This is a genomic window from Terrimonas pollutisoli, from assembly GCF_029360765.1.
Taxonomy (GTDB): Bacteria; Bacteroidota; Bacteroidia; order Chitinophagales; family Chitinophagaceae; genus Terrimonas_B; species Terrimonas_B pollutisoli.
Window position 1 is genome coordinate 39494 of record NZ_JARKNA010000007.1, and the last position, 24850, is coordinate 64343.

A 24850-nucleotide genomic window follows, 5' to 3' on the forward strand; every position below is an offset into this window, starting at 1 on the left:
CTTATTATCACATGGAGTTTACCACCTGGCCAAAATAAACTAAAAAATATACGGATGAAATCTATTTTAGTTATTGATGACAATGCTGATATCAGGGAAAACACGGCTGAAATATTAGAGTTGGCCGGTTATAAAACATCAACAGCAGAGAACGGGAAGAAGGGCGTTGAATTGGCATTAAAAGAAAAACCTGATCTGATCGTTTGTGATATCATGATGCCCGAACTGGATGGTTATGGCGTATTGCACCTGCTACGCAAAAACAGCGAGACGCAATTCACTCCTTTTATTTTTTTAACGGCAAAAACAGAACGCACCGACCTGAGAAAAGGAATGGAAATGGGCGCCGACGATTATATTACTAAGCCCTTTGAAGATATTGAGCTGTTGAATGCTATTGAAGCTCGCCTGAAAAAAACGCAGGTACTGGAGCAAAAATATGCGATGACCCAGCCAGGTATCAACCAGTTTTTAAAAGACATAAAAGAAACAGGCATCCTGGATAAACTGTCGGAACAATACAGCATCGAAACCTACAGCAAAAAACAGGCATTGTACCAGGAAGGAAAACGTCCTCGGTTCTTATATTATCTCGTTAAGGGTAAAGTAAAAACGAGCCGGATGCATGAAGATGGCAAAGAATATATAATCGATATTTTTACCGATGGAGATTTCATTGGCTATCCTGCATTGATCGAAGATAAAAATTATGACGACAATGCGGTGATGCTGGAAGAGTCTGATATCATGCAAATTCCAAAAGATGATTTTTTACAAATGGTCTATGGTGATATCACCGTCGCGGCAAAATTCATTCGCATCATCACACAAAATGTAAAAGAAAAAGAAGAAAGACTGTTAAACCTGGCTTATAGTTCACTTCGGAAAAGAGTGGCAAAAGCTCTTGTGGATATTCATTCAAAATACAATAGCGGTGGTGGAACGAATCCTATCGAAATATCAAGAGAAGATATAGCCCACTTCATTGGCACAGCCACCGAGTCATTAATACGAACACTAAGTGATTTCAAAGCGGAAAAACTGATTGTGATAAAAGACGGTAAGATCACCGTTGCCAATATTGACAAGCTGAAAAATCTTCTTTATTGAGCATCTGCCTCACCTGTAGGTAGTGTGGTACTGGCTGGTTCTGATAGCTCACGACCATGATCATTCTGCTGCTTTAGCGTCCAGCGATCGGTCATAGTCGTCTCCAGCCATACAGTTCCTGATTTCCTGGAAACCTGTATCATCACGCCAAATTTTTCAAGAAAAGACTTTTCAAATTGACCGACCGTCATTGAATCAAACACCAAAAGTTCGCCTTCTTCTACAATATTCGCAGCTCCCAGCAATGTGGAGTAGGCAAACTTTATCCTTCCACCTTCAAACTGTCCCCTGCCTGAAGGCTTATACATGTCAATTTTTAAAAATGGATAAGCATTGTTAAACTCTGACTGTATTTCATTCACTGTTTTATTTCGGCGCACCTGGAGCGTAACACTCATACCTGTTTCTTTCCATCAAAATTATTAAGCTATTTCGCTGTTTTAAATGATGCGGAAAAGCGACCAACATGATTTTGATCAGTTCGGGCCACCTCAAGTTTTTAATGATATTAATCAGTTGAGAGTATAACAGGCATCATACCCTAAAGCCGTTCCCGATATCAATTTTGTGGTCGAAAATTTATCTATATGCAAATCATACAAAATATTTACAGCCCTGCTAACGTATTGGCAACTCAGAAACAATCTGTTCTTTCAAAGTTTATTGCATGGTGCAACGGGCAGGAAAAATATCGTTTTGGCTGGGTAGCTTCTATTCTCGCCATACATGGTTGTGTCCTGGCGCCAATAACGGTGCTCGCTATTGCTTTTAGCAGCAACAGCATGATCTTTTGGGGAATGCTCATCGGTGGAATAGCTATGTCATTGATCGTTAACCTCGCTGCTATGCCAACCAAAATAACTATCCCTGTTTTCTTTCTAAGTATCCTCATTGATATTGTAATAATCGTGGGTTCTATTTCTTCTGTTTTGTAAAACAGAATACCATTAACCAAAAAAGGCTTAATAGCTTCCTGAATAAGGAAAGGTCATTAAGCCTTTACCTTATTTATGTTGCTCAATCAGAAATAAAATGTAAGATGTCCTTTCAAAAAAGAACGGGGTGCCGGGAGTAAAATGAATTTCAGATACCGGCGTCGTTTCATTTTGCCGGGAAACTATGATACTTATAGGGTCGCCAAAGTGTTAATGGCTTCTTCCTTTAAACATTGGTCGATGGTAAAATCGTTAATCATTGACGCTTCTAAAAAGCGCTTCGCTTTTGTCTTTTCGTTTGTCCTTGCATAAATCAACCCCGCCCGGCAAAGCAAGGCCGGTTTTTTACTATTTGTTTTCATAGCAGCCAGGATATAGGGTATTGCTTCGTTATAGTCCCTTTTAAGATAATAGGCCCAGGCAACAGTTTCGTTCACATCGATATTGGCCGGCCGGCGACGATATTCCTTCAACGCATGTTCCAGGGCCTCATCATAGTCTCCTGCTTTCATATAGAGATGGGCTAACTCCTTATCAGCATGGTGGCTTAAATTCTGATGATGGCCCTCCTCACCGTGTTCGTTCATATCATCTAGTAATGCATGCAAAATTGAATCCGCTTTCTTTTTTTGACCGGCAAACAGGTAAGCTGAAGCAAGTTCTTCTTTTATTGAATTATCGATTACCAGTGAATCTGCTTGCATAAAATAATGTACTGCTTCGCTAAATTCATTTGACGCAATAGCTATGCGTCCCAACCCGGCAATCGCATACGCATAGGCGGGTCTTCTCTGCAGGGCGATCAGGTAATGCATCTCCGCACTTTTTAAATCGCCAATTGTTTCATACAAATATCCCAGGCGCACTCTTGACCACTCAGTTGCTTCATCACCCGGATAACCGGCATCCACCGCCAGTTTCATTGCGTCAATGGCGCCGGGATAGTCGCCATGAATTTCTCTTAAATAAGAAACTCTCGAATACGAACGCAGATCCGGACGGATTGAGATCATCTTATCTGCTTCCTCTACAGCTTTTTCGTATTTTCCCATTTCAACGTTTGCATCTACCAGGATGCCGTGTGCAAAGGCATTTTCAGGAACCAATGCCCTGGCTTTTTCAGCAAGTGAAAGGCCTTCTTCAAAATGATGTTGCGACAAGTAAAGAAGTGATTTATAGGTAAGGGCTTCGAAATGCAACGAATCGATTTCCAATACTTCATCTACATACTTCATAGCGGCTCCATTGTAATAATCATAGTCGCCTGTTATTCTCGCTTCATTAATATATAAGCCGGCTAAAGCAATCCTCGATTTAGTATCAGATGGATTTGTTCTGACCACTTTCATTAAGTTTGCAAAATTCTCCTGTTGTTTCTTTTCTTCAGCTGATTGTTTTTTATATCCAGGTCTTTCTTTAAGCGGATAGAAAACAACTATGTCTCCTTTTACTTTATGTTTCTTTTTATGTTCTATCGCCAAAAACCCGGCAGCGACAACAAAAAGTCCAATTATTATAATAAAGAAGTATTTCTTTTTCATTTGTATATTTTTTATTGCTTTTTAGCCAAATGGAATCTCGCCTGTCGGCAGACAGGTTCGCCAAAAACATCGCGGCTGATGATAAGCATTATCATGGCTCATTTCATCCCGGAAAATTTTATGTGAAGTGCAAGATTTTTTATAGAAAGTCCGCGGCCATAGCCACGGGCTTTCTATTTTATCACAGGGTTAATTTTTTATCAGCTTAATAGACTGTCCTTTTTCACCATTTTTAATAACAGTGATAAAATACATACCAGCCGGAAGTTTTTGTGTATTCCAATCCACGCTATAAATTCCCGCATCTTGTTTTTTATTCACCAATTCCTTTAACGGACGGCCTTGCTGATCCATCACTACTATCCTGATCTGTGAAGGACTTTCAACCCGGTACCTGATTGTATTGGTTGAAGCAGATGGATTAGGATATGTTGATACAAATACTTCCGGTGCGGCCACACCTAAACTGCTTTTTCGTGGCATATTTAAAGCCGATGGAGCTGTAGTGCCTTTGCCAGATGTATTGTTATCACAGTTGCAATTATTGGTGCCTGCAAAAGGCATTTGAACAAAAGGAAATTTTGTTTTAAACGGGGCATCATTTGCATTGACACCGGTACGGTAAGAGAGCACATCAATGATATCCTGTGATACAGGGTTTGTTCCATCAAAATCATCATACCACAGACCAACGGCAGCCAACACTACACCACTCACTGCCTGCAGTTCGATCAGTGTCACGTCATCTTCCAATCTTCTTCCATTAGGGAATCCATCCATGTTAGGAATAAACTGAAGATCCCTGGTGGTGTTGTAAGCCGGATCAGTAAGTCCAAGCACCGCTGCCTGTACCAGGCCGAGGGAACTGAACTTCGGATCACTGCGGGGTGTTGGAGGAACGGCGAGGTTAATCCGGAGCATATCACCACCGTTTGCCAATTCCGTTTCGATAAATGGTTTACCCGCTGCTAATGGATTACCGCCTTTACCGGTTGCCAGATGATAGGGTCGTTGATTGGGCACACCAGTGTGAAAGATCGGCCAAAGATCTACCGACCTTGGCGCATCTTTTTTCAAAAGGAAATTACCAAATTTATAATCTGCTAAAGCAGTACCGTCCAATGCATCACTACCTTTCAATGGGTATAATCCCTGCTGATCATTTCCAAATCCAAATGCCCCCAATGAGTTTCTTTGAATGCGCAGCGGTGCTAAAGCAGGCACAGCTCCGCCAAAAAAAGTATCATCCATGTATAAGGCCAATTCAGGTTGATAAAAGTATTTACCAAATTCATCCAGATGTGCCAGATCCTCATATGGGGTCATGGAATTCCAGCGATCTTTTTTGCCAATGGGAATGACCGCCTCATTGGTTAAAGGCATTCCCAACCTTGAAACTTGTACCCAGGGACCCCGGTTTGACTCGGTACCATCGCCGTTTAACACACGTATTTTTTGACGGCTTGCAGAGGCCCATATTCCGATCACATAGTTGTGATCTAAAATATTTTTTGCATCGGAAGGTTTGTCTTCATGTCTTTGAATAATAGGGATGGGAATTTCCAAAGCGATGGTAGATACGTTAAGGCACTGTAACCCGTCCTGTGAACAGGATCCGGTTGTACGGGGAGCATCACCTAAATCAAATATTCCCCCGAGGTCAACAAAGAAGGGATCCTCGGCTGTCCCACAAAAAACCCGTTCACCGGTGCTCGCCGTTTTTATAGAACTTTCGATCAATGCATCATAACCGGGAGCATTTAATCCTACGGGTGAGCTAATGGAACGGGGACCGATATTCGGTGGAGGTACAGTTCCGTTTTCAATAATTGTCTTCCAGCTATGATCCCGGTAACGAAAACGTTCCAACTTGTAAGTGGTTTTGAGATTCTGTTTACCCAGCCTGATGTTGAAAAAGGTAGTTGGATCTTCATTCGTCTTTTTAAATGTAAAGCGATAAATAACATCATCTCCCTTTGTTTCCAATTCATTATCGATATGAATTTCATACCGGATGTTTTCACCAAATGAATAATAGTTTGGGCCACCTTGTGGTAACTGCCCGGGAACATAGTTGGCAATGATGATCAGTTTGTCCGGGTTCTCAGGGCTTCGAAAGGCATACAAGTCTGTATTATCAGCCAAAGGATCATTGGAAATTAAAGGTGCTTCCCGGTGACTGGAAGAAGTGAGGAGAATAGATAAAATGCACAGCAAAATGAGGGATGAAAAGATTTTTACTTTCATCCAAAACGTAATTTGTTTTGGCATAATGGAGCTTTTAAAAGGTAAATAAAAAGATCACCATAAACCTTTTTGAATTCCTTAGTTAGTTGAAAAGCTGCGAAAGTTTAAATAGGGAAAAAATTATAAGACCTGTCCTGGTAAATAACTACGACTTTTGTTTTAACATAGATTTAAAAACCTGTTTTTATTTTTGACGTTTGAGGCTCAAAGATTTTACTTCAAAATTTAGCTTGTTATCTATTGGATGTATCGCTTTGTCCCACCAAAACATTTATTTTGTAAAAAACAGGTTTATGCCCGATATCAAATGCCCAAAGTGTGGTCATGAATTTCCTTTGGAAGAAGCGCTGAACGATGAATTGAAAGAAGTGATCGAAAAAGAGAAGAAGGAACTCCGTCAGCAAATGGTTGACTACAAGAGAGCCAAAGAAGAGGAGTTGAATAAAAAGGAAATAGAATGGCAGCAGAAAGCCAATGCTGAAAAAATTGCTCTGCAGAAACAGGTGGAAGAAAGCCTTCGCAAAAATATCAGCGCAGATTTCGAAAATAAACTTCGCCTGCTTGAACAAACCAACAAGGATAATGAAGAGAAGTTAAAGGCATCAAGACAAAAAGAGCTGGAATTTTTGCAAAAACTGCAAGAACTAAAAAATAAAGAGGCAGAGCTGGAGTTGACTGTTCAAAAAAAATTACAGGCAGAACGGGAAAAGCTATCAGAAGATCTCCGCAAAATTGAGGAACAAAAGACAGCCGCCAGGGAAACTGAATTTCAGCTCCGGGTAAAAGAGTTGGAGAAGCAATTGGACGACCAAAAGAAATTGGCCGAAGAAATGAAACGTAAAGCTGAACAAGGCTCCATGCAATTACAGGGCGAAGTGCAGGAATTGGCTTTGGAGGAAATTTTGAAAACCACTTTCCCATTTGATCTGATCAGCGAAGTTGGCAAAGGTGTTCGGGGCGCCGATTGCATTCAAACCGTTAGAAATAATTTTGGCCAGGAATGCGGAACAATCATTTATGAAAGCAAACGAACCGAAAACTTTGGTGGTGATTGGATCGAAAAATTAAAAGCTGACATGCGCAGCCTGGGTGCTGACGTAGCAATTATTGTTACCAAGACAATGCCCAAAGGAATGGACCGCTTTGGTGAAAAGGATGGCATTTGGATCTGCAGCTTTAATGAAATAAAAAGTGTGGCCTACATGCTTCGGGATGGCATCATCAAAATATTTACGGCTTCTAAAAACCAGGAAAACAAAGGCGATAAGATGCATATGCTCTATGACTATCTTACCAGCAATGAATTCGCCAGTCAATGGAAAGCCATTCGTGAAGGTTTCATGAGTATGAAATTGTCTATCCAAAAAGAAAGAGATGCGATGGAAAAACTTTGGAAGGCCCGGGAAAAACAATTAGAAAAAGTTTTGTTGAATGCTGCGCATGTGCGGGGTTCTATCGAAGGTATATCAGGGCTTGACTCTGTGGATCTGAACCTGCTGGAGTCGGGCGATGAAAACGATATGGCAGGTTAATAGCTAACTTACTACCCAACTCAGCACCAGTTGGTCAAATAAACGGTAATGAATTGACAGGTGAACCTGTGCTTTTGTAAAAAAACATTGAATGGTCTCTTTATCATGTTGCCGGGATTGTAGCTGGATTTGCTCGCTGAAATCGACGCCACCATCGCCATACCATTTAAATACGGATTCTTTGCAGCTCCACAAAAGCGTCAACAACTGACGTTGTTCAGCGCCAGCGTTGAAACCATTACCTGTAGCGTCTTCAAGCCATTTAATCTGCTCCGTTAAACCTAAAAACTTGTTCCTGACCTTTATGATTTTGTCTACCGGAATTTCTATGTCAATTCCTACCCTGTTGTTTTTGCTGACAATCGCTGCTGCGTAATCGCCGCAATGAGAAATAGAAAAATGATATTCCTCGGCTGGCAGAAATGGCTTATCCGTATCAGCTATCTGAATGAGATGGTAAGGAAAGTCCGGGAATAGAAATTGCAACAAAAAGCGTCCTGCCAGGTGCTGAATACGTTTATGAGGATGTGTAACATCGCGATGCAACGGCACGTTACCTTTGAAAAACTCTTCCGTTTCTTCAATTTTCCATATACCCAGCCGGGTCGATTCGTTGATTTGATGTTGAAAAAAAATCGGCATACATCAGCTTTTCATCATTATTTTGCCAAGCTTAGTGATCAATAAAAACCGAAGATAGAAAATGATACTCTCCGATAAGCGGATATTGCAGGAAATAGAAAAAGGTACTATCAAATTAGCTCCTTACGACAGGGAATGCCTGGGCAGTAATTCCTACGATGTGCACCTGGGAAAGTGGCTGGCCACCTATAAAGAACATATCATTGACGCCAAAAAACATAACGAAATAGATTACTTCGAAATACCCGATGAAGGTTTTGTACTCTACCCGCATATCTTTTATCTCGGGGTTACATTGGAATATACGGAGACACATGCCCACGTTCCATTCCTCGAAGGTAAGTCGTCTACGGGCCGGCTTGGTATAGACATTCACGCCACTGCTGGTAAAGGTGATGTAGGTTTTTGCGGGCATTGGACGCTGGAAATATCAGTGAAACAACCGGTAAAAGTTTATAAAGGAATGCCTGTCGGTCAATTAATTTACTTCCCCGTGGATGGAGAAATTGAGGTGAGATACAATGAAAAGAAAAACGCAAAATATAGCGGCCAACCAGATAAGCCGATCGAAAGTATGATGTGGAAGAATAAATTCTAGATTAACTCACTGATCCATCTGCCAGATTATAAGTCCAAATACTGGCAAAACTCACCTGACAATCGGGTTAAAGGTTTTCAACACCGTACTTTTTATAATAGGCTATTAACCAGGCCACCACTTCATTATAAGTCTGTTTACCTGCAGGCTGATTATTTGCTTTTAAAAAATGTCCATAGGTCCATGTTATAACCGGTTCTATCGGGTTGCGATAAGCGTTATAAAAGCTTCTTAACTCTTTAATATCTTTTAAAGCCTGGGGATGTAATTGTCGCAGGTAAGACCTGGCTTTTGTCGAATCTCTCTTGTGTAGTTCATTAATCGCATAGTTGTAGATGTCGAAATACATCGAATACTTAAAAACAGGCGAAGGATGATTTTTGCAGGCGAGAAAAGCGACAAAATTCGCCTCATTCTCCTTGCCATATCCAAGTTGGTGAGCTATTTCATGCGTGGTAATGAAAGGCTCGAGAAAACGGGGTACCGTAGTATTGACCTGCGCTTCTCCCGAAAAGGGATTATAATATCCCTGGAAACCAAGATAGTTTCCAAGATAACTAAATAAAGAAGGTTTTACCGAAACCGGGCGATAAGCTAGAAATGGGAGCTTCTTTGATATGACCTCGTATGCATGGCTGCTTTCCCTGAACAGGTCCCTTTTTTTTGCGAAAGAATCCCTTTGCACCTCACTGGCCGAGTCTGCATATTCATTGACCCTTAATTGCAAAACGGATGTTAGCGAATCGATATCGGACAAGGAATATTTACGAACCTCAATTCCTAATTGTGGGGAGATACCTTTACGATTATAGTTCAAGCCCCACAAAAGATTAAAAAAGACATAAACAAAAAGGAAAAAGAAAATAGTTTGCTGCATGGCGCCTACAAAAAAAGCCCGGGTAATTTTTTTTTGAAACAGGAATTTAAAGAAGCGAAAAGTGCGAAAGATGACAACCAAAACCAGGAAGCCATAGAAAAGGTCGCCGATACTAAAGGGGATCCATCCGAATAAGAACCGCTGTACCCTGGTTATCAAAGGATAAACGCCATATGTATATTGATTTTCTACCCAATCAGGGTACCAGGAAGCCCATTTTATCAAAATTGTTAATACAATAAGCAATACCCAACTCCAGCTTTTCATTAACCGTTTAAACAGACGGGAGAGAAATTTTTGCAAAACCGCTTTTTTTAAAAGTACTCTAAATCAGGCCATTAAATTAGGCACAACTCATGAAAATAATTCATTTACCAAGCATAATTTTTCAGCAAATCCCCTTACCTTTGCCAACTCTTAAAAAGTTGACTAATGGGCTACCGTCGTGAATTTGAGATAGCTTTTGTTGGGCTTAAACCGGGAATCCATGAATACAACTATGAGATCACAGACAAGTTCTTTGAGCGATTCCAGCAACAGGATTTCAGCAATTGTAAAGCTAATGTGAAGCTTACACTTGATAAAAAAAACAGCTTTATGCTGTTAAAATTTGAAATCGGTGGCAGTTTACTGGCTAATTGCGACCGGTGCAATAATGAGCTGACGCTGGAATTGTGGGATGAATTCAATATAGTGGTGAAAATAGTGGAAGAGCCTGAACTGATGAACGACCAGGAAGATGATCCGGACGTTTATTATATCAGCCGGGGCGAAGGCCATATTGATATTGCAGATTGGATCTATGAATTCATCAATCTCAGCATTCCTATGCAAAAAGTTTGTAGCCGCACTGATAAAAATGGTCAGGCTTGTAACCAGGATGCATTAGATGCGCTGAAGAAAATGGAACCCGAAGACGAAGAGAAAAAGATCAATCCTATTTGGAAAGGATTGGAAAAATTTAAAGACTTAGATAACTAATTATATAATTTCTGATTTTAATTGTTGAGTTATGCCAAATCCCAAACGCAGACACAGTCAGCAAAGAAGTGCAAAGCGTAGAACACACTATAAAGCTACTGCGACCACATTGACTACAGACAGTGCAACCGGCGAAACACATGTTCGTCACCGTGCCTATGTTAGCGAAGGCAAGCTTTACTATAAAGGTAAAGTGGTAGCCGAAAAGTCGCCGGTAAAGTAAGACAGGAGTCATTTCCTTCTTTCAAAAAAGCTATAATTCCAAAATCTGTTGGACGAATGTCTGACGGAATTTGGAATTTGTTATTTTAGAATTTGTATTTTACGCTTTCAATGAATATCGGACTAGATATGATGGGTGGCGACTTTGCCCCGCTTGAAGCGGTGAAAGGCGTTGCACAATACCTCGAAGAAACAAATTCCCAGGTTACGCTAACCCTTATTGGGGACAAGACCCGGTTAGACCCTTTGCTGCAGGAGTATAATATACAGTCAGGGCCTGTTAAAGTCGTTCATGCGGAACAGGTCATCGATATGCATGAACATCCCACAAAGGCTTTAAAGGAAAAACAGCAATCATCTATCGGCATTGGATTTCATTTGTTGGCGACCGGCAAAATAGATGCGTTTATAAGTGCTGGCAATACCGGGGCCATGCTGGTAGGAGCCCTTTTTAGCATCAAAGCCATTGATGGCGTTTTGCGGCCAACAATTTCTACCATTATTCCAAAAGAGGACGGAGGAACAGGTTTGTTACTGGATGTGGGATTAAATGCCGATTGCAAACCCGAACAGCTTAACCAGTTTGCTGTTATGGGATCGGTTTATTCCCAATTGATACTGGGGATTGAAAATCCTAAAGTAGGCTTGATAAATGTCGGAGAAGAGGAAGGAAAAGGAAACCTGCTTTGCCAGGCCACTTATCCCCTGCTTAAAGAAAACAAGCATATTCATTTTATCGGCAATATTGAAGGCCGGGATGTATTGCTTGATAAAGCCGATGTAATGGTTTGCGAAGGGTTCACGGGTAATATCATTCTCAAACTGGCCGAATCACTTTATGATATCACACAGCGCAAAAAGGTCGATCACCCCTATTTTGATCAGTTCAACTTTGAAAATTATGGGGGCACTCCCGTTCTGGGAGTATCCAAGCCTGTGATTATCGGGCATGGCATTTCAAAGGCAAAAGCTTTTAAAAACATGATACGGGTGGCCGAAAAAATGATCGAAAAAGATGTGCTTACCAAGATGAAAGAAGAATTGCAATAGCCGCTAAAAACACGCCAGGCTGAAATCTATGAAACCAGAAGCATTATCAGCACTAAAAAAGGAAATTGAGCAGAACTTTGGGCGTAAGATCTCATCCTACCGCGACTGCATACAATTAGTAGAAGATATCTATCAAAAGACTGATTTAAACGTAAACGTAAACACAATCAGGCGTTTTTTTGGCTTAGTAAAAACGAATTACGCTCCTTCTCATTCCACCCTGGCTATTTTTTCAAAATATTGCGGATTCAGCTCTATCGATGAGCTGGAAAATATTTCAAAGGCTCCCACAAACGAAAAGGATATTAATAAAGAAGAAGCATTCCACTACCTGGTTTCCCTTTTTAAAAATATCCCTGTATCGGAGAACTACATGCCGGTCATGGAGCCAATCGTACAACAGACTATCATTTTTCTTGAAAGAAACCCTTCTCTTATCGACAGATTTCAGAGAGAAATCGCTATTACAAAAGGAGGGCAATATTACTACTATGAGCGATGTGTGAATATGGATCGGCTTAATGGCTATTACGGTGATGGATTGAAATATTATTTGAGAGCAAAAAACAACAATGAAGCAAAGATTTTTGCTAATTCCTTATTGGTTCTTCGGTACTGGATGACTGAAGATCTTTCCCTGCTTGAAAAGCATATGAAAGAGGCTCTACGAATCTATACTGATGGGGATTATTCACCTAATACGATGAGCCGATTTTTTGCAGCCCGGCTATATTATTTAAACGCAAAGAATGATTCACCGGAAAAGATCTTATCCGATATTGCAAAATATTATAATACCAATATTTACGGGGCAAAGGAGGTTTCAATCTTATCTTTTGATCTTATAATATGTGAGGCCCTTACTTTGACCAATCAAAAGACAGAAGCCCTGGACTGGTTGAAAAAATCGAAAAATCTTTCCAGCGAAAAAGATTACAAAGACATTAATGCTTTGACAATTTTAGAAAATATTCTTCTTAACTCCTACGCACCTGTCAAAACCAGGAACTATCTACTGAATCCTAAAAAAGGCAAGCGACACCCTTCTGTTCAATCGGCGTTAAATAAAAAATATCTTAGAATTCTTCAACTTTCTTTAAAGCCGGAAAAAAAGGAACACAATGAATTGAATACCTTGGTTGAAGCAACGGGATATAGAAGGGCTTTGAATTTTAAACACTACTAAATTCTGTTTCGTTCGCTGACAGAAATATTTTATGAAAAATCGGCAATTATCCAAAAAGGTAGGATATTGAAACAGATAATCAATATTTTCTCTGACTCTGAACAAAAAAGAACAAGAATAATAGCCTAATCTAATTTACTTTAGTGGCACAATCGTAAGATTCCCTTCCTATAGAAGTCCGCCCCTCCTTTCTTTCCAATTCTTCTGAATACTTCGTGATTAGTTTTTCTGATTAGTGTAAGATGCTTTAAGCCATTTAGAGCTATTACTGATTTTATATACTACAAAACTCTATGCTAAAGAAAATCTATTCGTCGTACCTGCTAACTTTTATTGTTTTTTGTCTGCTAGCGCCCTTGATTTTTTCATCATGTGTCAGCACAAAAAAGTCAACCTATTTCTATGGTTCTACAGATGGAAAAATCGGCAGTGATAGCCGTGTTCCTGAATCAACTATCCAGAAAAATGATATCCTTAGCATATTGGTAAGCAGCCCCAATCCGGAAGCTACCGCAATGTTTAATCCGCAAGTTAGTGCTGGCACTTACAACCAATCTTTAATAACAAACCAGGCAAGCAATACGGGTTACCTGGTTAACACTGAAGGTTATATTCAATTCCCGGTATTGGGAAACATCAAGGCAGAAGGCCTTACGAAAACTAAGCTGGAAGAAGAAATCGCAAAGACTTTGCTACAAAAGGAATTATTGCGTGAGCCCGTAGTAAGCATTCGTTTTTTGAATTTCAGGGTTACAGTCTTAGGAGAGGTTAACAAGCCGTCAGTTGTGACGATGCCAAATGAAAGGCTTTCTCTGTTGGAGGCGCTGGGGCTGGCCGGAGATATCACAATCTATGGGAACCGCGAAAATGTAATGGTAATACGGGAAGAAAATGACCAAAAAACCCTGAAGCGGCTAAACTTGAATTCTACCGAATTATTTACTTCATCATACTATTATTTAAAATCAAATGATATCGTGTATGTAGAACCGACAAAAGCAAAAGTAGCTACGACGAGCAGAGCGAATCAATGGTTGCCGATTCTTCTAAGCGGCCTGTCATTTGCAGCAATAGTAGCTGATCGTGTAATTAAATAATGCTATGGCACATTCAAATTTAAAAATAACACCCAGTAAGATTAGAGAGAACAGAAGTGGTCTGCAAGACCTGCTCTTTCGCTATGTTCCCTATTGGCCAATCTTTTTGCTTTTCCTGATACTGTTTGGAGCAGCGGCCTGGTTTTATTTACGTGTCACCCCCCCTCAATATGAGGTAACGGCCTCTATCATGATCAAGGATGAGAAAAAAGGATCGACAGATGGCCAAACAGTTAATCAGCTGAATCAAATATCAGAAAAGAGAATTGTCGAAAATGAAAGCGAAATATTTCAGTCCAGGACACTGATGCAGGAAGTAGTTAACAACCTAAGCTTATATGCAACTTTTTTTGAAAAAGATGAGTTTGCTGCCAGACCTGCCTATTCGCTATCGCCGGTAAAAATTCATTTTGCTGATCCGTCGGGCATAAAACCAATCAATAAAAAAATACCATTTAAGTATTCAGAAAAAGATAGTTCGGTAATCATTGGAACAAAAAAATACCCCTTAAAGCAGTTTGTTAGCACAGATTACGGCTTCTTGCAATTTTTACCAAACAAGTCCTATAACCCGGGTGCAAAAACGAATAATCAGTTATTATTTACGCTTTCAAACCCACAAAAAATAGCCGCCTCATTGTTATCGGAATTAAAAGCAAGTCCGTCTACTAAACTGACGTCGGTACTCCTGTTGAGCATACAAGACTCCGATCCTAAACGTGGAGAAGATATCATCAATGAACTTATAGCAGTATACAACAGGAAAACTTTGCAGGACAAAAACAGGGTAGCTGATTCTACTTCTGCATTGCTTGAAACCCGGCTAAAATTGGTTGAGCAAGAACTATCCGATATTGAAAAGAAAGCGCAATCCTTTAAGGCAAATAGAGGTGCAGTAGATATAAGCACCCAGGGACGTCTTTATTTGGAAAATATAGCGGCTACGGACAATCAACTGACAGATATTAATGTTCAACTTTCATCATTAGATGAGGTGGAAAAATATGTCAGGGCTAAAGATAACAAGTCAGGAATAGTTCCTTCATCCGTTGGCGTCAAAGACCCTATCCTGACCGATCTTTTAAATAAGAAGTATCAGTTAGAACTCGACTATGAAAGACTAAAGAAAACAACCGGTGAAAACAATCCGATGGTTACATCTATCAAGGACCAGATTTCCAAAATAAGTCCAAGCATTCTTGAGAATATCGAAAACCAGAGGAAAACACTTGAAGCAGGAAAACAAAATTTGAGCACTGCTACCAATAGTTATTCGTCCATGCTTTATTCAATTCCTGAAAAGGAAAGAGAGATGATTGACATTAGCAGGCAACAGTCAATAAAAAGCAACTTATACGCTTTCTTATTGCAAAAGAAAGAAGAAAGTGATCTGGCACATACATTTAATCTCGAAGACACACGGATTATTGACAAGGCCCAGGCAAGTTTCTTACCCGTATCACCTAATAGAGGAATTATTTATGGTATCGCCCTGATTCTTGGTTTGGGGCTTCCTATTGGACTCCTGGCGTTTAAAGAGCTGTTCAACAGAAAAATACTTTATAGGCATGAGATAGAAAAATTGACAGCGGCTCCGATTATTGGAGAAGTTGCTCATGATAAAAGCAAAGATGCAATTGTGATCCAGGAAGGAAAGCGAACTTTTGTTGCTGAACAATTCCGTAGGTTGCGTGCATCACTGGGTTATTTGGGTGGAAAATCAGGAAAAAAGAAAATACTGATCACCTCTTCACTTCCCAAAGAAGGAAAAAGCTTTGTGGCGCTTAACCTGGCATTAAGCCTTGCCTTGACTAATAAGCGGGTCATCCTGATAGAACTTGACCTGTCCAATCCTTCGTTAAGTAATAAACTGAATGTGAGCTACGATGAAGGAGCAAGTGATTATCTATCAGGCGAGTCAGAACCGGAAGACATAATAAAGAGAACCACGGCTCATAAAAATCTCTTCTTTATTCCATCAGGCACACTGCCGGATAACCCTTCAGAGTTGCTGCTGAGCGAGAAACTGAATGATCTTTTAAACTACCTGGAGGAAGTCTTTGATGTTATCATTATTGATTCCGCCCCTGCCAGTTTGCTGTCCGATGCTTATATCCTGTCTCCGCTTTGCGACACTACGTTGTACGTCGTTAAGCATGGATTTACACCAAAATCCTATCTGGAAAGATTGGACGAAGAAACAGATTCAGAAAATAAGCTTACAAACATGAAAATTGTCTTTAACGATATCCGGGCACGTGGTTTTATGAAAAATGCCTATGGTTATGGATATGGTTACGGCTACATTCATAACAATAGTATTAAAACAAAAAAGAAACGTTCCTTACAAGAAAAACATAAATCAATGTAAACCCTAAAGTTCTTATAAAGTCTTTACAAATCCCTAATCTGTACCCCTTCGAGAATCGCCAAGTCTTATCCTGGAAAGCCATAGTTAGATATAGATTTTTCACTTCTAATGATCATAACTGTGGAAACAAAAAAACAATGGCGAATAGCTTATACCCGTCCCGGCTGCGAAAAAAAAGTGGCCACACTTCTTGAAAAAAAGAAGTTGGAGGTTTATTGTCCCTTAACTACGCTCCAGCGGCAATGGATCGATCGTAAACGGGTGACATATGAACCCCTGTTTACTTCATATGTTTTTGTTAACTGCCCTGACTGCGACGCGACAGGCATTCTACAAACAGACGGAGTACTCAATTTTGTTTACTGGTTAAAACATCCGGCCATAATATGCAATGAAGAGATTGAAACGATAAAGAAATTTATCGCCGAATATGACTATGTAAGCATAGAGAAGACGGAAGTTCTGCCAAACGATAAAGTGAGAATCATCAATGGCCCCCTGGTCTTATGGGAAGGCAATGTGGTAGAGGTCAGAACGAATACAGTTAAGATACTTTTACCTTCTTTAGGTTATTCGCTGGTGGCCGAAATCAGGAAAGATAACTCACTAAACAATACTCATGCAAACTATGACATAAAAAAAGTGATATAGAAATAGTTTTACTCGTTTAATCCTCCCTTAATTTGTGAAAATATTTATGCTAAGTTTTATTCCGGCAAAATTGAAATTTTTATATAGCGCAAAGCATGAAAGAACCCGGCTAGTTCAAAAAAATATAATTCTATCGTTTCTTATAAAGGGCCTGAGTATTGCGATAGGCCTCGTTTTTATACCCCTGACAATTGATTATATTGATGCAGAACGGTACGGCATATGGCTGACCTTGAGTTCAATTATTATTTGGTTCAATTTTTTCGACCTTGGCCTCGGAAATGGATTAAGAAACAAGCTTGTAGAAGCGATTGCCAAAAACAATATCGAAGAGGAACGACGGCTGATTAGTACCACTTATGTATCGCTGTCTATAATCGCTGTTGCCATAATAGCAATTTACCTTTGCGTAATGCCATTTTTAGAATGGGATAAGCTTCTGAATGTATCTTCGGTCTATCGACAGGAGTTAAGGGATCTGGCACTGATAACCGTTATCATGTTTTCGCTGCAGTTCGTTCTGCAGTTAATCAATTCCATTAACTCGGCGCATCAAAAAGTGTTTTTAACTTCTTTGGTGTTTCTCATCGGGAGCATTTTTTCGCTGCTTTTTATTTTAATACTTCGTTCTGCCATTCCCGGCAATATTCTTCTTGTTGGTACGGCTATGTTTGCCGGCAATTTGCTCGCTTTGATCTTATTTACCATCCATTTTTTTGTTTTCACACGACCCGATCTGTTGCCAAATATTAAATATTTCTCCAGGAACACATCAAAAGGCCTGCTAAACCTGGGGGGTAAATTTTTCATTATCCAGATTTCGGCGATTGTACAGTATCAAACCACTAATGTCTTAATCAGCCGGTATTTTTCTTCTATCCAGGTTACAGAATACAACATAGCATATAAGTTATTTAGCATATTCATCATGGCGTTTTCGATTATCATTAGTCCGTTGTGGAGCGCCGTCACTGATGCTCAAACTAAAGGAGACTACGAGTGGATCAAGAGAACGGAAAGAAAACTGCTTTTTTTATGGTCCCTTATGGTGATTGCCGGACTTATTATACTCATGGGTAGCCAATTTATATATAAGTTATGGATTGGCGATTCAATTCAAATCCCATTTTCCATTAGCCTGGGCGTAATGCTATACACCATTTCAGTCAACTTCGGGATGATCTATGTGTATATTCTCAATGGGCTGGGCAGATTAAAAACACAATATTATTTGTCTATCATAACAATGGTTTATTTCATCCCGCTCTCCTACTTGCTATCCATTAAACTAAGCTGGGGTGTATTGGGGATTTGTATTGCGCTTATCCTTGCAAATGTTAATGGATTAATTGCGGCGCCTATCGAATATCGCAGGTTTATTAAAGCAAAATCAGTTAAACACTAGCCGGTTGTTTTATAAATTTACACCGTACAATAATCCTTCAAAACCGTTGATTTTTTGTAAGCATTACGATAAATTTAAACTTATATATTTTTCATGCGGGTCCTTTGGTTCACACCTACTTCATCACAATATGATAAAGGTTCGCACTACTATCACGGTGGCGGGTGGATTGAATCATTGGAGCAGGCCTTCATTGAACTGCCGTCAATAGAACTCGGAGTATCATTTTTCCACGCCAGTGCAGACGCAAAAAAACAAAACGGGAAGGTCACCTATTACCCAATCAAAACAGAGAAAAAAGGGAATTTTGGTAAGCTTATAAAAAACTGGAGTTGCGAGATTGGCTCGGGGAAATATTTGAAAAAGCTACTCGATGTTATTGCTGACTTTAAGCCGGATGTAATACAGGTATTCGGAACCGAGAACAATTTCGGGGAAATACTGACACATACCAAAATACCGCTTGTTATTCATTTGCAGGGAATCATTAATCCGTACGATAATGCATTTTATCCGCCCGGGATAAACAGCCTTAATATAATGACCCACCTGCCTTTTTTCAAGAATCATTTACTGGGGAATAGCCTGCTTTTTGATAAAAAAAGATTTGAAAAGCAAGCAGAACGGGAATTGTTCTATTTTAAAAAAGTTAATTACCTTATGGGAAGGACGTGCTGGGATAACAAAATCTCCAGTTTATTAGCGCCACAAGCGAGTTACTTTCATGTGGATGAAATTTTGAGATCGTCATTTTATACTGCAACTCCCTGGTCGGCCAATTCACAGGGACGACTAAAAATTATCTCGACTATATCCAATACAATCTATAAGGGTCTTGACCTCATTTTAAAAACAGCATCTCTATTGAAGGAAACTTTTGAAGCCCCATTTGACTGGCATATAATCGGGCTCAATGAAAACAGTAAAATGGCTAAGTTTTTTGAGTCCACTTTCAGAAAGAAATTCAGAAGTTGTAATATTATCTTCATGGGAATCTTTTCTGAAGCAGGTTTGATCAAATCGCTTAAAGAAGCCGATATTTTTGTCCATCCTTCTTATATTGATAACAGCCCAAATAGTCTTTGTGAAGCGCAAATGCTTGGCATGCCTGTTATTGCTACCAATGTTGGTGGTGTAGCGACACTTATCGATCACGGCACTACAGGATTGCTTGTTCCCGCCAATGCTCCTTACGAACTGGCCCATTCAATCGCTTTATTGGCCAAAGACAGAATAAAAGCGGCCGAATTAGGTAAGCAGGGCCGCATTGCTGCGCTGGACAGGCATGACAGGACAAAAACCATATCATCGCTTATGAATGTATATCAAACGATGCGTAACAAATAACAATATTGAATTATGCAGGGCTTTTTTGTAATACTTTATAAAAGTTTTCGGCGAATCAAATATGCGCTGCTGGCTCCTTTTCAATATTGGCTAACCAGCTTATTATTTTATTGTAATAATGTAAAAAGAGGCACATTTTCAACCCGGGGAATACCCTTTGTATCTGTTGCCCGCGGCTCACGGTTCCTGATAGGAAATAATTTCACGATGAACAATATTATCGCAGCCAATCCAATCGGAAGGGTTCAAAAATGCAGTTTCTTTGTGGATCGAAATGCGAGCCTTGAAATTGGCAATAACGTAGCGATGAGTTTTACTGCAATTAGTTGTTCTTTAAAAATCATAATAAAGGATAATGTAATGATTGGCGGAGGCACCTGCATCTATGATACGGACTTTCATCCCCTATCCCCTGAAGACCGGCTGGCAGACAAAAATGAAAATACGGTGAATAGCCCGGTAGTGATAGAAAGCAACGTATTTATTGGAGCTAACTCTACTATCCTGAAGGGCGTCACAATCGGGAAAAACTCAATTATTGGCGCATGCTCGGTAGTAACGAAAAATATTCCGCCCAATGAAATTTGGGCAGGTAATCCGGCAAAGTTTATTAAAGCACATTCTACTGAAGTTGAAAAACTTACCGGGCAGTTAAAGTGAGATAGTATCAAAATTTTGATTTTTTCTAAATGATGCATTTGTTTAAAATATCGGAACAGAGAAAACAAGGCAGTCTTTTCGAGACAATAAACCTTTTTCTTCTCCTGAGCCTCTCCGGTATAAACTTTTTTAGCGATAATGAAAATCTGCTTATAGTTGTCTTTCTGATTAACCTGCTTTTTTTTCTGTTCAAAAATGAAAAGATCGACAATGGATTCCTGGGCTTTCTTTTATTCTTCATTTTTTTATCCATTGGCCAGCTAATCTGGCTGTCGAACGGAAGCTTAAAAAGTTCGTTTGGTTTTTTTCTCAGGTTGCTCACCGCCTACCTGGCTCTTAGAAATACTACTGATTTTATTCAGACTTATCTCCGTCTTTTGTTTTTCTTAAGCATAGCGGCAATATTTTTTTATATATTCTTTTTAATTTTTCCCGCTATCGAGGAACAGCTTTTCGTCAACAAGCATTTTTGGGATAGTCCTTCTACGAATGATGTAAAGAAAAGCCTTATCATTTACAATATTTTTCGGGAACCACTGGCTGGAGCAGATTCATTGGGCCTGTTTGGTCTTCCCCGCAATTCAGGTCCCTTTTGGGAACCCGGCGCCTTCGCGGGTTATCTTACCATCGGTATTGTTTTCGAAATGATATTACTACGAAAGGTTACAACAAGAGTTATTATATTTCTCGTTGCATTGTTGTCAACGTTTTCTACCATGGGTTACCTGGCCTTGGCATTTTTCTTTTTGCTATATTTTCTTTTCCTTGAAACCAATAAAAAATTAAAATGGGTGATATTCCCCGTTTTGCTTGCTGGTATAGTCTACCTGATTCTTGAAGTTGATTTTCTCGCCAACAAAATAGCCGCACAGGTAAAAGGATTTGAGGAGGGGCAAATTTATCTTGGTCAATCGGATGATGACACCCGGATCGGAAGCACCGTACTTGACTTTAAGGACTTCCAGCGTTCACCTGTGCTTGGAACTGGTCCTTCAGATGAAACCAGGTATGGCAAGTCGGAAATACTATTTATGCGAACGAATGGCGTCACGGACATGTTGGTCAGATTTGGGTTAATTGGGTTTGTTTTTATTTTTTATTTCTTTTCAGCGTCAGTAAGAAGATATTTTTCAAGGATGGAAATTTCGAAACCAAAAGTTTCTGCCAACATATTGATTTTTGTCATTTTCCTGATCGCTTTATCTGAGACATACTTCAATATGCCTTTCTTCTGGTCATTGTTCTTACTTCGCTATGCAGAGACAGCACCCGATGAATCATCATATGAAATTGTTGACAGATAAAGCCAATGTGCCTTAACATGAATAATTAAGTTAACAATAGTACCCAAGATCGAATCGTAGTCGTGTAACCCTTAACTGTAAAAGAATAGTATAAAAATGGGCAATAATCTAAGAGTGTTGATGTATCATAGAACAATACCCGATGGTATTCCGGATTTACTAACAGTCACGGCAGAACAATTGGAGAATCAATTTAAAGCTATAAAAAAAGAGGGCTATAATTGCGTCACCGTAAATGAAATCATTCATCACATAATGAACGCTACACCATTAAAAGAAAATGCAATTCTGTTGACTTTTGATGATGGTTATAAGAACAATCTTACGGTACTATATCCTTTATTAAAGAAGTATGAATTGAGGGCTGTAATTTTTCTTGTACCGGGCTACACAGAACTGGCTAATTCAAATAAATCCGGAGAATATTTAACTATTGACGATATCCGGTCGATGGATCCTCAGACTATTGAATATGGACTTCATACTTTTAATCACGAAAGTTATAATACTCTTGATCTAACAGCAATAGAAGCGGATATTATTAAAACCAAAAACTGGTTTCACACCCACGAAGTAAAATACGAACCCGCCTTAGCCTATACCTATGGAGAGTTCCCAAAAGGAAATAAAAATAGATTAAATGCTCTTTTTAAACTATTTGAAAGACATGGCATTCAGGCCGCTTTCAATATTGGCAACAGGGTAAATATTTTACCCATTCAAAAAAAATTCGTCATCCAACGAATCGATGTCCGGGGAACTGAAACGTTGAACCGGTTTATTTCGAAAGTTAAAACAGGCAAGCCGATTACAGGGCTAATAAAAGACCTTCTTGGAAAACCTTAGTGTTGTGAACATGAATTAAAAAGCTGGGCAATTCATAGCCCAGCTTTTTAACTTTCCACCATAAAATTGATTGCAATCCTTTCTAAAACCTATTGCTTTAAAAACTTAGCACCAATTTTTTCTTTATTATTCATTATCGCTTCAAACAAGTAAACGCCGGGTTTAAGATGTCCGATATTAATCTCAGTTTTAAACAGGTTTAAAGAACTTGCAACTTCAATAGAAGCCATTACTTTCCGGCCTGTCACGTCATAAATGTTTATTTGTGCTTTATTATACTCCTCACTGTAATAATTGAAGTTAATTTTATCTGTCGCCGGGTTTGGATAGAGCATCAACCCGCCTGCAAAAGACCTGAAGTTATTGACTACCGCAATTTGTACTGTATCCTTTGCAGTTGCATTTAAGTTATCTCTCACCGTCAATTGGAACACATAATCACCTTCTTTAAATCCTGTAACTGTCGTGATGGAAGAAGCGTTGGACGAGATGATAGCATTTACAGGACCGCTAAGCTGCTGCCATTGATAGTTTTTGATGCTACCATCCGGATCTTTTGATAAACTTCCATTTAAAGTAGCCTCATTGGTTGACAAGGTAATAGCCTGTGAAGTTCCTGCATTAGCTATGGGCGCCAGGTTAGCAGCCGCATTCACGGTTACACTTAAGGTTGCAGAGGAAGAAGCTCCCTTGTCGTCCTTTACAATAAGACGGAAACTGTAGATACCTTTTACAAGGCCTGAGAAAGTAGCCGTTGATTTGTTACCATTGGCAATTACAGCTGTGTTAGGACCTGATACCTGCGACCATTGGTATGAAACGATCGTACCATCGGGATCTGTAGACTTGTTGCCATTTGCTGAAACTGAATTTATAGGTAATGTAATGGAAACAGCATTTCCGGCATTTGCAACAGGTGATCTGTTGGGGGTCGCATTTACAATAACATTTACAGTTTCTGTCGCAGAGCCTCCTCTATTATCTATAACCGTCAAACGGAAACTATAAGTGCCCTGTGTCAGATTTGAGAGAGCTGCTATAGCCTGGTCATCATTGACCATTGTTGCCGTATTCGGTCCTGATACCTGTGACCATTGATAGGAGGCTATCGTACCATCAGGGTCAGATGAGCCAGTTCCGTTCAATGATGCAGTATTGACAGGCAATGTGATGGTAATATTAGATCCGGCATCAGCAATCGGCAATTGATTTACTGCCGAACTGACTGTCACACTAACATTAGCCGTAGCCGATGCTCCGTCATTATCTCTTATTGTCAAACGGAAACTATAGATCCCTTCCACCAAACCTGAAACCGATGCCGTTGCCCTCGTACTATTGGCAATTGTTACTGTTGTGGGGCCTGACAGCTGCGTCCATTGGTAGGATGCTATCGTTCCATCTGCATCAGATGATCCGCTTCCATTTAGATTAGCTGTGTTTACCGGCAGGGTAATCCTGATATTGGCTCCTGCATTTGCTATCGGTGCCTTGTTTGGCGCAGGGTTTACTGTTATCGTTACCAGGTCAGAAGAAACTCCACCGTCGTTGTCTCTTATAGAAAGCTGGAAGCTATAAACTCCTTCAATCAAACCTGTAACATTCGTGCTTGCCTGGTTATTAGCTGTAATTCCTGCTGTATTTGGGCCAGATACCTGTGTCCATTGATACGATGCTATCGTTCCATCTGCATCGGATGAACCAGTTCCATTCAAGGTAGCGGTGCTCGTTGGCAAAGTAATAGTGATATTGTTACCTGCATTGGCTACCGGCGCCTGGTTTGGCACAGGGTTAACTGTCACCGTCACCTCATCCGTGTCTGTTGCACCATCGTTATCCCGAACCGTCAAACGGAAATTATAGGTTCCTGCTATCAAACCCGACAAAGAAGCCGATGCCGATGTAGCATTGCCAATTGTTGCTGTATTGGGACCTGATACCTGCGTCCACTGATAGGATGCTATCGTTCCATCTGCATCAGATGAACCAGTTCCATTCAAAGTAGCAGTGCTCGTTGGTAATGTTATAGTGATATTGTTACCTGCATTGGCTACCGGAGCCTGGTTCACTACTGGGGCCGGGTTAACTGTTACAGTCACATCATCGGTGTCTGTGGCCCCGTCATTATCCCGAACCGTCAAACGGAAATTATAGGTTCCTGCTATCAAACCCGACAAAGAAGCCGATGCCTGGGTAGCATTGCCAATCGTTGCTGTATTGGGACCCGATACCTGTGTCCATTGATACG

22 protein-coding genes are annotated in these 24850 nt (G+C 40.0%); 16 read left to right on the forward strand and 6 right to left on the reverse strand.

All coding sequences use genetic code 11. From position 1 onward, the window contains the following. Positions 1–54: 54 nt before the first annotated feature. Complete coding sequence (locus P2W73_RS13670) at positions 55–1110, forward strand: response regulator (RefSeq protein WP_276502620.1); 1056 nt, start codon at positions 55–57, stop codon at positions 1108–1110. Here P2W73_RS13670 and P2W73_RS13675 read toward each other — a convergent pair. Further along, positions 1104–1508 (reverse strand): hypothetical protein, encoded by a 405-nt coding sequence (locus P2W73_RS13675; RefSeq protein WP_276502621.1) that lies wholly within the window; start codon positions 1506–1508, stop codon positions 1104–1106. The genes P2W73_RS13670 and P2W73_RS13675 overlap by 7 nt on opposite strands. A gap of 189 nt (positions 1509–1697) precedes the next feature. On the opposite strand from P2W73_RS13675, the gene P2W73_RS13680 reads away from it, so the two are divergent. Next, the gene (locus P2W73_RS13680; protein WP_276502622.1) at positions 1698–2045 is read left to right on the forward strand and encodes a hypothetical protein; all 348 of its coding nucleotides are present in this window, start codon (positions 1698–1700) and stop codon (positions 2043–2045) included. Between the two features lie 191 nt (positions 2046–2236). Here the strand turns inward: P2W73_RS13680 and P2W73_RS13685 are convergent, their stop codons facing one another. Both P2W73_RS13685 and P2W73_RS13690 read right to left on the reverse strand, forming a co-directional pair. Beyond that, positions 2237–3586 (reverse strand): tetratricopeptide repeat protein, encoded by a 1350-nt coding sequence (locus tag P2W73_RS13685; RefSeq protein WP_276502623.1) that lies wholly within the window; start codon positions 3584–3586, stop codon positions 2237–2239. Between the two features lie 189 nt (positions 3587–3775). Next, positions 3776–5857, reverse strand: coding sequence for a DUF4331 family protein (locus tag P2W73_RS13690; protein ID WP_276502624.1), 2082 nt, complete (start codon positions 5855–5857; stop codon positions 3776–3778). Between the two features lie 269 nt (positions 5858–6126). Between P2W73_RS13690 and P2W73_RS13695 the strand changes: the two genes are divergently transcribed. Further along, complete coding sequence (locus tag P2W73_RS13695) at positions 6127–7365, forward strand: DUF2130 domain-containing protein (RefSeq protein WP_276502625.1); 1239 nt, start codon at positions 6127–6129, stop codon at positions 7363–7365. Positions 7366–7368: 3 nt separating this feature from the next. On the opposite strand, the gene P2W73_RS13700 is transcribed toward P2W73_RS13695, so the two are convergent. After that, complete coding sequence (locus P2W73_RS13700; RefSeq protein WP_276502626.1) at positions 7369–8007, reverse strand: 4'-phosphopantetheinyl transferase family protein; 639 nt, start codon at positions 8005–8007, stop codon at positions 7369–7371. Between the two features lie 61 nt (positions 8008–8068). On the opposite strand from P2W73_RS13700, the gene dcd reads away from it, so the two are divergent. Next, entirely contained in the window at positions 8069–8605 is a 537-nt protein-coding gene (gene dcd / locus P2W73_RS13705) for a dCTP deaminase (RefSeq protein WP_276502627.1), read from the forward strand. Positions 8606–8672: 67 nt separating this feature from the next. Here dcd and P2W73_RS13710 read toward each other — a convergent pair whose 3' ends face one another. Beyond that, the gene (locus tag P2W73_RS13710; RefSeq protein WP_276502628.1) at positions 8673–9785 is read right to left on the reverse strand and encodes a DUF3810 domain-containing protein; all 1113 of its coding nucleotides are present in this window, start codon (positions 9783–9785) and stop codon (positions 8673–8675) included. A gap of 129 nt (positions 9786–9914) precedes the next feature. Here P2W73_RS13710 and P2W73_RS13715 point away from each other — a divergent pair, with 129 nt between their 5' ends. The 12 genes from P2W73_RS13715 to P2W73_RS13770 all read left to right on the forward strand — a co-directional run bounded on the left by P2W73_RS13715 (position 9915) and on the right by P2W73_RS13770 (position 22602). Further along, positions 9915–10463 (forward strand): YceD family protein, encoded by a 549-nt coding sequence (locus P2W73_RS13715; RefSeq protein WP_276502629.1) that lies wholly within the window; start codon positions 9915–9917, stop codon positions 10461–10463. Positions 10464–10494: 31 nt separating this feature from the next. Then, a complete protein-coding gene (gene rpmF, locus P2W73_RS13720; RefSeq protein WP_276502630.1) occupies positions 10495–10686 on the forward strand; it encodes a 50S ribosomal protein L32 in 192 nt (63 codons plus the stop codon). Between the two features lie 110 nt (positions 10687–10796). After that, positions 10797–11735, forward strand: coding sequence for a phosphate acyltransferase PlsX (gene plsX, locus P2W73_RS13725; RefSeq protein ID WP_276502631.1), 939 nt, complete (start codon positions 10797–10799; stop codon positions 11733–11735). A 28-nt stretch (positions 11736–11763) separates the two neighbouring features. Continuing rightward, positions 11764–12921 (forward strand): hypothetical protein, encoded by a 1158-nt coding sequence (locus P2W73_RS13730; RefSeq protein WP_276502632.1) that lies wholly within the window; start codon positions 11764–11766, stop codon positions 12919–12921. Between the two features lie 293 nt (positions 12922–13214). Beyond that, entirely contained in the window at positions 13215–14018 is an 804-nt protein-coding gene (locus P2W73_RS13735) for a polysaccharide biosynthesis/export family protein (protein WP_276502633.1), read from the forward strand. A gap of 4 nt (positions 14019–14022) precedes the next feature. Beyond that, positions 14023–16389 carry a GumC family protein gene (locus P2W73_RS13740; RefSeq protein ID WP_276502634.1) on the forward strand — a complete coding sequence of 789 codons (2367 nt, stop codon included), beginning with the start codon at positions 14023–14025 and terminating at the stop codon, positions 16387–16389. A gap of 120 nt (positions 16390–16509) precedes the next feature. Beyond that, positions 16510–17040 carry a transcription termination/antitermination protein NusG gene (gene nusG, locus P2W73_RS13745; RefSeq protein WP_276502635.1) on the forward strand — a complete coding sequence of 177 codons (531 nt, stop codon included), beginning with the start codon at positions 16510–16512 and terminating at the stop codon, positions 17038–17040. Between the two features lie 46 nt (positions 17041–17086). Next, the gene (locus P2W73_RS13750; RefSeq protein WP_276502636.1) at positions 17087–18445 is read left to right on the forward strand and encodes a lipopolysaccharide biosynthesis protein; all 1359 of its coding nucleotides are present in this window, start codon (positions 17087–17089) and stop codon (positions 18443–18445) included. 93 nt (positions 18446–18538) lie between these two features. Continuing rightward, positions 18539–19792 carry a glycosyltransferase family 4 protein gene (locus P2W73_RS13755; RefSeq protein ID WP_276502637.1) on the forward strand — a complete coding sequence of 418 codons (1254 nt, stop codon included), beginning with the start codon at positions 18539–18541 and terminating at the stop codon, positions 19790–19792. A gap of 12 nt (positions 19793–19804) precedes the next feature. Beyond that, on the forward strand, positions 19805–20452 hold the full coding sequence (locus P2W73_RS13760; RefSeq protein WP_276502638.1) for an acyltransferase: 648 nt from the start codon (positions 19805–19807) through the stop codon (positions 20450–20452). A 29-nt stretch (positions 20453–20481) separates the two neighbouring features. After that, a complete protein-coding gene (locus P2W73_RS13765) occupies positions 20482–21756 on the forward strand; it encodes an O-antigen ligase family protein (RefSeq protein WP_276502639.1) in 1275 nt (424 codons plus the stop codon). 96 nt (positions 21757–21852) lie between these two features. Next, a complete protein-coding gene (locus P2W73_RS13770) occupies positions 21853–22602 on the forward strand; it encodes a polysaccharide deacetylase family protein (RefSeq protein WP_276502640.1) in 750 nt (249 codons plus the stop codon). A gap of 89 nt (positions 22603–22691) precedes the next feature. Here P2W73_RS13770 and P2W73_RS13775 read toward each other — a convergent pair. Next, positions 22692–24850: T9SS type A sorting domain-containing protein (locus P2W73_RS13775; protein ID WP_276502641.1), on the reverse strand; the 2159-nt coding region annotated here is incomplete at its 5' end.

Bases quoted from the DNA above. Each gene is read 5' to 3' on its own strand.
- dcd (WP_276502627.1), top strand. From the start codon at position 8,069: ATGATACTCTCCGATAAGCGGATATTGCAGGAAATAGAAAAAGGTACT.
- plsX (WP_276502631.1), top strand. From the start codon at position 10,797: ATGAATATCGGACTAGATATGATGGGTGGCGACTTTGCCCCGCTTGAA.
- P2W73_RS13740 (WP_276502634.1), top strand. From the start codon at position 14,023: ATGGCACATTCAAATTTAAAAATAACACCCAGTAAGATTAGAGAGAAC.
- P2W73_RS13680 (WP_276502622.1), top strand. From the start codon at position 1,698: ATGCAAATCATACAAAATATTTACAGCCCTGCTAACGTATTGGCAACT.
- P2W73_RS13750 (WP_276502636.1), top strand. From the start codon at position 17,087: ATGCTAAGTTTTATTCCGGCAAAATTGAAATTTTTATATAGCGCAAAG.
- P2W73_RS13765 (WP_276502639.1), top strand. From the start codon at position 20,482: ATGATGCATTTGTTTAAAATATCGGAACAGAGAAAACAAGGCAGTCTT.
- P2W73_RS13755 (WP_276502637.1), top strand. From the start codon at position 18,539: ATGCGGGTCCTTTGGTTCACACCTACTTCATCACAATATGATAAAGGT.
- P2W73_RS13690 (WP_276502624.1), bottom strand. From the start codon at position 5,857: ATGCCAAAACAAATTACGTTTTGGATGAAAGTAAAAATCTTTTCATCC.
- P2W73_RS13730 (WP_276502632.1), top strand. From the start codon at position 11,764: ATGAAACCAGAAGCATTATCAGCACTAAAAAAGGAAATTGAGCAGAAC.
- rpmF (WP_276502630.1), top strand. From the start codon at position 10,495: ATGCCAAATCCCAAACGCAGACACAGTCAGCAAAGAAGTGCAAAGCGT.
- P2W73_RS13760 (WP_276502638.1), top strand. From the start codon at position 19,805: ATGCAGGGCTTTTTTGTAATACTTTATAAAAGTTTTCGGCGAATCAAA.
- P2W73_RS13685 (WP_276502623.1), bottom strand. From the start codon at position 3,586: ATGAAAAAGAAATACTTCTTTATTATAATAATTGGACTTTTTGTTGTC.
- P2W73_RS13770 (WP_276502640.1), top strand. From the start codon at position 21,853: ATGGGCAATAATCTAAGAGTGTTGATGTATCATAGAACAATACCCGAT.
- P2W73_RS13670 (WP_276502620.1), top strand. From the start codon at position 55: ATGAAATCTATTTTAGTTATTGATGACAATGCTGATATCAGGGAAAAC.
- P2W73_RS13675 (WP_276502621.1), bottom strand. From the start codon at position 1,508: ATGAGTGTTACGCTCCAGGTGCGCCGAAATAAAACAGTGAATGAAATA.
- P2W73_RS13700 (WP_276502626.1), bottom strand. From the start codon at position 8,007: ATGCCGATTTTTTTTCAACATCAAATCAACGAATCGACCCGGCTGGGT.
- P2W73_RS13735 (WP_276502633.1), top strand. From the start codon at position 13,215: ATGCTAAAGAAAATCTATTCGTCGTACCTGCTAACTTTTATTGTTTTT.
- P2W73_RS13715 (WP_276502629.1), top strand. From the start codon at position 9,915: ATGGGCTACCGTCGTGAATTTGAGATAGCTTTTGTTGGGCTTAAACCG.
- P2W73_RS13695 (WP_276502625.1), top strand. From the start codon at position 6,127: ATGCCCGATATCAAATGCCCAAAGTGTGGTCATGAATTTCCTTTGGAA.